An 8,080-nucleotide genomic window follows, 5' to 3' on the forward strand; every position below is an offset into this window, starting at 1 on the left:
CGGCTGCTCCTACCGCTTCTTCCTCTTGCTCCGACGACGGATGATCAGCCGGTCGCTCGGCTTGTTCGGCTGCCGCGTGCGGCCCTCGGGCTTGCCCTTCGGGTTCACCGGGTGGCGACCACCGGAGGTCTTGCCCTCACCACCACCGTGCGGGTGGTCGACCGGGTTCATGGCGACACCGCGGACCGTGGGGCGCTTGCCCTTCCAGCGGTTGCGGCCGGCCTTGCCGATGTTGATGTTGGACTGCTCGGCGTTGCCCACCTGGCCCACCGAGGCCCGGCAGCGCACGTCGACCTGGCGCATTTCTCCGGACGGCATACGCAGCGTGGCGTACATGCCCTCCTTGGCGAGCAGCTGGATCTGCGCGCCGGCGCTGCGGCCGAGCTTGGCCCCGCCACCGGGACGCAGCTCCACCGCGTGGATGAAGGTACCGGTCGGAATGTTGCGCAGCGGCAGGCAGTTGCCCGGCTTGATGTCGGCCGTGGGGCCGTTCTCGATCCGGTCCCCCTGCTTGAGGCCGGCCGGAGCGAGGATGTAGCGCTTCTCGCCGTCGGCGTAGTGCAGCAGCGCGATGCGGGAGGTGCGGTTGGGGTCGTACTCGATGTGCGCGACCTTGGCCGGGATCCCGTCCTTGTCGTGGCGGCGGAAGTCGATGATCCGGTAGGCGCGCTTGTGCCCGCCTCCCTGGTGCCGGGCGGTCACCCGGCCGTGGACGTTGCGGCCGCCCTTGCTGTGCAGGGGGGCAAGCAGCGACTTCTCCGGAGTGCTGCGCGTGATCTCGGCGAAGTCCGAGACGCTCGCGCCGCGACGACCCGGTGTCGTCGGCTTGTACTTACGGATGCCCATCTTTTTCGTTCATCCTTCGTCGGTTCGTGCCGGTCGGGGTCCGCCTCACGGCGGTCCCCCCGGCGCTTTCTCGTTGGGGCCCTCGCACGAGGCGAGGGACCCGTCTCCCCGCTGCGGCAGGTGCTAGCCGATCTGACCGAAGATGTCGATCCGCTCGCCCTCGGCCAGGCTCACGATCGCGCGCTTGGTGTCCGGGCGCTGGCCGTAGCCGTGCCGGGTCCGCTTGCGCTTGCCCTGGCGGTTGATCGTGTTCACGCCGGTCACCTTGACGCCGAAGATCTGCTCGACGGCGATCTTCACCTGCGTCTTGTTGGCACCCTTGCGCACCAGGAACGTGTACTTGTTGTGCTCATCGATCAGGCCGTAGCTCTTCTCGGAGACGATCGGCTTGAGGATGATGTCACGCGGGTCGGCGATCTTCTGCATCAGGCCTCTTCCTTCCCGCTCTTCGCCAGCCGGGCCACGACCTGGTCGTAGGCCTCACGGGTGAAGACCACGTCGTCGTGGCACAGCACGTCGTAGGTGTTCAGCTGTCCCGCGTCCAGCAGGTGGACCTCGGGCGCGTTGCGCAGGCTGAGCCAGGTGAGCTCGTCGTTCTCGTCGACCACGACGAGCACGCTGCGGGCCTGCGTGATCTTGCGCAGCGCCTCCAGGGTGGCCTTGGTCTTGGGCGTGTCACCCGTGACCAGGCTGTCCACCACGTGGACGCGGCCGCCGCCGGCGCGGTCGGACAGCGCGCCCTTCAGGGCGGCCGCCTTCATCTTCTTGGGCGTCCGCTGCTCGTACGAGCGCGGCTGCGGGCCGTGGACGGTGCCACCGCCGGCGAACTGCGGCGCGCGGGTCGAGCCCTGGCGGGCGCGGCCGGTGCCCTTCTGCCGGTACGGCTTCTTACCGCCGCCGGAGACGTCGCCGCGGGTCTTGGTCGCGTGGGTGCCCTGCCGGCGAGCGGCGAGCTGGGCGACGACCACCTGGTGGATCAGCGGGACGTTGACCTTGGTCCCGAAGACCTCCTCGGGGAGGTCGACGGTCCCCGTCTTGGCGCCGCTGGCGTCGAGGACGTCAATGGTCGTGGTCACTTCGCAGCAACCCCCTTCTTGGCAGCGGTGCGGAGGAGAACCAGGCTGCCGTTGGCGCCGGGGATCGCACCCTTGATCAGGATGAGGCCCTTCTCGGCGTCCACGGCGTGCACCTTGAGGCTCTGGACCGTCGTGCGCACGTTGCCCATCCGGCCGGCCATGCGCAGGCCCTTGAAGACGCGGCCCGGGGTGGCGCAGCCGCCGATGGAGCCCGGGGAGCGGTGCTTGCGCTGGGTACCGTGCGAAGCGCCCAGACCACGGAAGTTGTGGCGCTTCATGACACCGGCGTAGCCCTTGCCCTTGCTCTTGCCAGTGACGTCGACGTACTGGCCGGCCTCGAAGGTGTCGGCGAGAAGCTCCTGGCCGACCGTGTACTCGGAGGCGTCGTCGGTGCGTACCTCGGTGAAGTAGCGGCGCGGGGTGATGTCGTGCTTGCGCAGGTAGTCGCCCAGGGGCTTGTTCACCTTGCGCGGGTCGATCTGCCCGTAGCCGAGCTGGATGGCGGAGTAGCCGTCCTTCTCCGGAGTGCGGACCCGGGTCACCACGCACGGACCGGCCTCGACGACGGTGACCGGGATCACCCGGTTCGCCTCATCGAAGACCTGGGTCATGCCGAGCTTCTTGCCCAGGACGCCCTTGATCTGCTTAGCCATGTCAGTGCGTTCCTTAGAGCTTGATCGAAATGTCCACGCCGGCGGGAAGGTCGAGACGCATGAGCGAGTCGACCGTCTTCGGCGTCGGGTCGATGATGTCAATCAGCCGCTTGTGCGTACGCATCTCGAAGTGCTCGCGGCTGTCCTTGTACTTGTGCGGCGACCGGATGACGCAGTACACGTTCTTCTCGGTCGGCAGCGGCACCGGGCCAGCGACCTTGGCGCCGGTCCGCGTCACCGTCTCGACGATCTTCTTGGCCGAGCTGTCGATGACCTCGTGGTCATACGCCTTAAGCCGGATGCGGATCTTCTGTCCCGCCATAATGGCCTCGGTGTCCTTCGCTGTCGTCCTATAAAGCTTCGCGCGGCCTGTTGCCGCAGGTCTGTTTCCACGAGGCCGACGCCCGGATCCCGTCCGGTGTTCCGTGATCTGGCAGTGGCTTCGGTCGAAGTGCGGCCGAAAGCACTGCGAGATCACGGTCTCGTCGTTCGTGGGGGGTCGTCTCCGGCCCCTGCGCGGTGCGGCGGTCAGGCCCCTGTGGACCCGACCGCCGCCCAGCGGTGCTGCTACTTGATGACCTTCGTCACGCGACCGGCGCCGACGGTGCGGCCACCCTCACGGATCGCGAACTTCAGGCCCTCTTCCATGGCGACCGGCTGGATGAGCTGGACGGTCATCTCGGTGTTGTCACCGGGCATGACCATCTCGGTGCCCTCCGGCAGGTTCACCACGCCCGTCACGTCAGTCGTACGGAAGTAGAACTGAGGACGGTAGTTGTTGAAGAACGGCGTGTGGCGGCCGCCCTCGTCCTTGGACAGGATGTAGACCTGCGCCTCGAACTCCGTGTGCGGGGTGGTCGTGCCCGGCTTGATGACACACTGACCGCGCTCGACCTCCTCACGCTTGATGCCGCGCAGGAGCAGACCCACGTTGTCGCCGGCCTGGCCCTCGTCAAGGAGCTTGCGGAACATCTCGACGCCGGTGACGGTCGTCGTGGTGCTCTTCTCCTTGATGCCGATGATGTCGACGGTCTCGTTGACCTTGACGATGCCGCGCTCGATACGGCCGGTGACGACGGTGCCGCGACCGGTGATCGAGAACACGTCCTCGATCGGCATGAGGAAGGGCTTGTCGGTGTCACGAACGGGCTCGGGGACGTTCTCGTCCACGGCGTTCATGAGCTCGATGATGGAGTCGCCCCACTTCTCGTCGCCCTCGAGCGCCTTGAGCGCCGATACGCGCACGACCGGCAGGTCGTCGCCCGGGAACTCCTGGGCGGACAGCAGCTCGCGGACCTCGAGCTCGACGAGCTCCAGGATCTCCTCGTCATCGACCATGTCGGCCTTGTTGAGGGCCACGACGATGTAGGGGACGCCGACCTGGCGGGCCAGGAGGACGTGCTCCTTCGTCTGCGGCATCGGGCCGTCGGTCGCCGCGACCACCAGGATCGCGCCGTCCATCTGGGCGGCACCGGTGATCATGTTCTTCACGTAGTCGGCGTGACCGGGGCAGTCCACGTGGGCGTAGTGGCGCTTCTCGGTCTGGTACTCGACGTGCGCGATGGAGATGGTGATTCCGCGAGCCTTCTCCTCGGGCGCCTTGTCGATCTTGTCGAACGGGGTCGCCTCGTTGAGCTGCGGGAAACGGTCGTGAAGCACCTTGGTGATCGCCGCGGTCAGAGTGGTCTTGCCGTGGTCGATGTGCCCAATGGTGCCGATGTTCACGTGCGGCTTGTTCCGCTCGAACTTGGCCTTGGCCACTGGTCTGTCTCCTTAGAGATTCTGACTTGACTTGCGTCTTTTACCTCAGGCTCCGTACGGCGGGGCACCCGAAAGCGCCCCACCCCACAGCGAGCGGAACTATTCGTCCCGAGCCCCTCTGGCTACGGGGCGACGATCTCTCGGCGCCCCGCCACAGTGGTGCGGAACTATTCGCCCCGAGCCTTCGCGACGATCTCCTTGGCGATGCCCGGGGGCACCTCCGCGTAGGAGTCGAACTGCATGCTGTAGCTCGCCCGCCCCTGAGTGCGGCTGCGCAGGTCACCCACGTAGCCGAACATCTCGGAGAGCGGAACGAGCGCCCTGATGACACGGGCGCCGGACCGTTCGTCCATTGCCTGGATCTGCCCGCGACGACCGTTCAGGTCGCCGATGACATCTCCCATGTAGTCCTCGGGCGTGGTGACCTCGACGGCCATCATCGGCTCGAGGAGTACGGCATCCGCCTTGCGCGCGGCCTCCTTGAAGGCCATCGAGCCGGCAATCTTGAAGGCCATTTCCGACGAGTCGACCTCGTGGAAGGCACCGTCCTGAAGCGTGACCTTGACGCCGACCATCGGGTAGCCGGCGAGCACGCCAAACTCGGCCGCCTCCTGCGCACCCGCGTCCACGGACGGGATGTACTCCCGCGGGATGCGGCCACCGGTGACCTTGTTCTCGAACTCGTAACCGTCGTTGCCCTCGCCCAGCGGCTCGAGGTTGATGATCACGCGAGCGAACTGGCCGGAACCACCGGTCTGCTTCTTGTGCGTGTACTCGACCTTCTCCACCTTGCGGCGGATGGTCTCGCGGTAGGCGACCTGCGGGCGGCCGACGTTCGCCTCGACCTTGAACTCGCGGCGCATCCGGTCGACGAGGATCTCCAGGTGGAGCTCGCCCATACCCCAGATGACCGTCTGGCCGGTCTCCTCGTCACGACGGACCTGGAAGGACGGGTCCTCCTCGGCCAGCCGCTGGATCGCGGTGCCCAGCTTCTCCTGGTCGCCCTTGGTCTTGGGCTCGATGGCGACGTTGATGACCGGCGCGGGGAACGTCATCGACTCGAGGACGACCTGCTTGACCGGGTCCGACAGAGTGTCGCCGGTGGTGGTGTCCTTCAGGCCCATGACGGCCACGATCTGACCAGCGGTCGCGGACGGGCGCTCCTCGCGCTTGTTCGCGTGCATCTGGTAGATCTTGCCGATCCGCTCCTTCTTGCCCTTGACCGAGTTCACCACGGTGGTGCCGGTCTCGAGCGTCCCGGAGTAGACGCGGATGTAGGTGAGCTTGCCCAGGTGCGGGTCGCTCATGATCTTGAACGCCAGCGCCGCGAAGGGCTCGTTCGGGTCCGCGTGGCGCTCGACGATCTCCTCCTCGTTGCCCACCGCGTGGCCCTTGAAGGCCGGGATGTCGGTGGGGGCGGGGAGGTAGGCGACGATCGCGTCGAGCAGGGGCTGCACACCCTTGTTCTTGAACGCGGTGCCGCACAGGACCGGGTTGATCGCGCCGGCGACCGTCGCCCTGCGGATGGCCGCGACGAGCTGCTCCTCGGTGGGCTCGACACCCTCCAGGAAGAGCTCCATGAGCTCGTCGTCGTTCTCGGCGACCGTCTCGACCAGCTTGTCGCGCCACTCGCGGGCCGCGTCGGCGTGGTCGGCCGGGATGTCGACGGTGTCGTACATCTCGCCCTTGGCCGCCTCGGCGCTCCAGAGCAGGCCCTTCATCTTCACCAGGTCGATGACGCCCTTGAAGTCGGCCTCGACGCCCCAGGGAAGCTGGATGACCGCCGGTGTGGAACCCAGCCGGCTGATCATCATGTCGACGCAGCGGTGGAACTCCGCGCCGACCCGGTCCATCTTGTTCACGAAGCAGATGCGGGGCACGCCGTAACGGTCGGCCTGACGCCAGACCGTCTCGGACTGCGGCTCCACGCCGGCGACGCCATCGAACACCGCGACCGCGCCGTCGAGAACACGCAGCGACCGCTCGACCTCGATGGTGAAGTCCACGTGTCCGGGCGTGTCGATGATGTTGATCGTGTGATCAAGCCAGCTGCAGGTGGTGGCGGCAGACGTGATGGTGATGCCGCGCTCCTGCTCCTGCTCCATCCAGTCCATGGTGGCAGCGCCCTCATGAACCTCACCGATCTTGTAGTTGATGCCGGTGTAGAACAGGATGCGCTCAGTCGTCGTGGTCTTGCCCGCGTCGATATGGGCCATGATCCCGATGTTGCGGACCCTGGCCAGGTCAAGAGCGGTCGTGGTGGCCACTTCTTCGCGTCCTTAACTCGTCGTCGGTGCTCACTACCAGCGGTAGTGCGCGAAGGCCTTGTTGGACTCGGCCATCTTGTGCGTGTCCTCGCGCCGCTTCACGCTGGCGCCGAGGCCGTTGCTCGCGTCGAGCAGTTCGTTCATGAGCCGCTCGGTCATGGTCTTCTCACGGCGCGCCCGGGAGTACTGGACGATCCACCGCAGCGCCAGCGTGGTGCTACGCGAGGCCTTGACCTCGACCGGCACCTGGTAGGTGGCGCCACCGACGCGGCGGCTCTTCACCTCGAGCGTCGGGCGGACGTTGTCGAGAGCGCGCTTGAGGGTGACGACCGGGTCGTTGCCGGTCTTCTCCCTGCAGCCCTCGAGGGCGCCGTAGACGATCGACTGCGCGAGGGAGCGCTTGCCGTCCAGGAGAACCTTGTTGATCAGCGCGGTGACCAGCGGCGAGTTGTGCACCGGGTCAGCGACCAGCTGGCGGCGGCCAGGGGAACCCTTGCGCGGCATGTCAGCTCTTCTCCTTCTTCGCGCCGTAGCGGCTGCGGGCCTGCTTGCGGTTGCGAACAGCCTGGGTGTCCAGCGAACCACGGATGATCTTGTAGCGAACACCCGGCAGGTCCTTCACACGACCACCACGCACGAGCACCATCGAGTGCTCCTGGAGGTTGTGGCCCACCCCGGGGATGTAAGCCGTGACCTCGATGCCGTTGGTGAGCCGAACACGGGCCACCTTGCGCAGCGCCGAGTTGGGCTTCTTGGGGGTCGTCGTGTAAACGCGGGTGCAAACGCCGCGCCGCTGCGGGCTCCCCTTGAGGGCAGGAGTCTTGGTCTTGCTGACCTTGTCCTGCCGGCCCTTTCGGACCAACTGCTGAATGGTGGGCACCGCGTCTCCGTTTCGTGCCTAGCCGGTGATACGTAGGACCCGATCGAGGCGGCGATGCCGCCCCTCACAGGCTTGCAGGTACTGCCGGTGTCATGACCTGCTGGTTTTCGCTCCCCTTCGACCCACGCGCTCGGGCGTGTCGCGCTCTTGTCGCAGCACTCCCGGGCGGACCCGGTCGATCTGGAGGAGTCACACGGCGCCCCCCACGCGCCTCCCTATCGGAAAGCGGCATTTGAGCGCACGCATGCGAGCCCACAGACGGGCACGAAGGTAAAGCCTACCCGCCCCCATACAACACGTCAAAACAGAGGAGGACGCCCCGGAGGGACGTGCCCCGCTGTCCTGACGTGCCGCTTCGCCGACGGCCCGAGCCGGACCGTCGAAGGACTCGGCCCCCCATCATACCGCCCTCACGAGGGGCTTCTCACGGTTTCGGCGCCGTCCCCGCCCTCGTGCCGCCGGATCCCCACGCCCGTACGCGGACCGCGCACAACGGGAAGCGGCCCGGGGGATGACGCCCCGGGCCGCATCCGGATGTTCAACGCCCCGGCGCTCGCACACCCCGGCGACCAGTCATAGGCCCGACAGGCCGAAGTA

General features: G+C 67.0%; 9 protein-coding genes. All 9 read right to left on the reverse strand.

The features are described 5' to 3' along the window. Window positions 1-9: 9 nt before the first annotated feature. Window positions 10-846, reverse strand: a complete 837-nt coding sequence (gene rplB, locus AB0J39_RS23860) for a 50S ribosomal protein L2 (RefSeq protein ID WP_363468322.1) — start codon at window positions 844-846, stop codon at window positions 10-12. A gap of 123 nt (window positions 847-969) precedes the next feature. Beyond that, a complete protein-coding gene (gene rplW, locus AB0J39_RS23865) occupies window positions 970-1,272 on the reverse strand; it encodes a 50S ribosomal protein L23 (RefSeq protein WP_076432505.1) in 303 nt (100 codons plus the stop codon). Continuing rightward, window positions 1,272-1,922 carry a 50S ribosomal protein L4 gene (gene rplD / locus AB0J39_RS23870; RefSeq protein WP_363468325.1) on the reverse strand — a complete coding sequence of 217 codons (651 nt, stop codon included), beginning with the start codon at window positions 1,920-1,922 and terminating at the stop codon, window positions 1,272-1,274. The genes rplW and rplD overlap by 1 nt, the downstream gene beginning before the upstream one ends. Beyond that, window positions 1,919-2,575, reverse strand: a complete 657-nt coding sequence (gene rplC, locus AB0J39_RS23875) for a 50S ribosomal protein L3 (RefSeq protein ID WP_363468327.1) — start codon at window positions 2,573-2,575, stop codon at window positions 1,919-1,921. The genes rplD and rplC overlap by 4 nt, the downstream gene beginning before the upstream one ends. A 13-nt stretch (window positions 2,576-2,588) precedes the next feature. Then, a complete protein-coding gene (rpsJ, locus tag AB0J39_RS23880) occupies window positions 2,589-2,897 on the reverse strand; it encodes a 30S ribosomal protein S10 (RefSeq protein WP_012887830.1) in 309 nt (102 codons plus the stop codon). A gap of 245 nt (window positions 2,898-3,142) precedes the next feature. After that, window positions 3,143-4,336: an elongation factor Tu gene (gene tuf / locus AB0J39_RS23885; protein WP_346225640.1), complete on the reverse strand. Its 1,194-nt coding sequence runs from the start codon at window positions 4,334-4,336 to the stop codon at window positions 3,143-3,145. Window positions 4,337-4,503: 167 nt separating this feature from the next. Beyond that, complete coding sequence (gene fusA, locus AB0J39_RS23890) at window positions 4,504-6,603, reverse strand: elongation factor G (protein WP_363468329.1); 2,100 nt, start codon at window positions 6,601-6,603, stop codon at window positions 4,504-4,506. A gap of 33 nt (window positions 6,604-6,636) precedes the next feature. Next, window positions 6,637-7,107, reverse strand: a complete 471-nt coding sequence (gene rpsG / locus AB0J39_RS23895) for a 30S ribosomal protein S7 (RefSeq protein WP_142616379.1) — start codon at window positions 7,105-7,107, stop codon at window positions 6,637-6,639. 1 nt (window position 7,108) lies between these two features. Beyond that, on the reverse strand, window positions 7,109-7,483 hold the full coding sequence (gene rpsL, locus AB0J39_RS23900) for a 30S ribosomal protein S12 (protein ID WP_030508316.1): 375 nt from the start codon (window positions 7,481-7,483) through the stop codon (window positions 7,109-7,111). Window positions 7,484-8,080: the final 597 nt, after the last annotated feature.

Origin of the sequence: Microbispora sp. NPDC049633, assembly GCF_040675265.1 — a bacterium.
Lineage (GTDB): Bacteria > Actinomycetota > Actinomycetes > Streptosporangiales > Streptosporangiaceae > Microbispora > Microbispora maris.

What these genes read in the sequence shown, in the direction of transcription:
- rpsJ (WP_012887830.1), bottom strand. Translation starts at nt 2,897, where the DNA reads ATGGCGGGACAGAAGATCCGCATCCGGCTTAAGGCGTATGACCACGAG.
- rplB (WP_363468322.1), bottom strand. Translation starts at nt 846, where the DNA reads ATGGGCATCCGTAAGTACAAGCCGACGACACCGGGTCGTCGCGGCGCG.
- rpsG (WP_142616379.1), bottom strand. Translation starts at nt 7,107, where the DNA reads ATGCCGCGCAAGGGTTCCCCTGGCCGCCGCCAGCTGGTCGCTGACCCG.
- rplC (WP_363468327.1), bottom strand. Translation starts at nt 2,575, where the DNA reads ATGGCTAAGCAGATCAAGGGCGTCCTGGGCAAGAAGCTCGGCATGACC.
- rplW (WP_076432505.1), bottom strand. Translation starts at nt 1,272, where the DNA reads ATGCAGAAGATCGCCGACCCGCGTGACATCATCCTCAAGCCGATCGTC.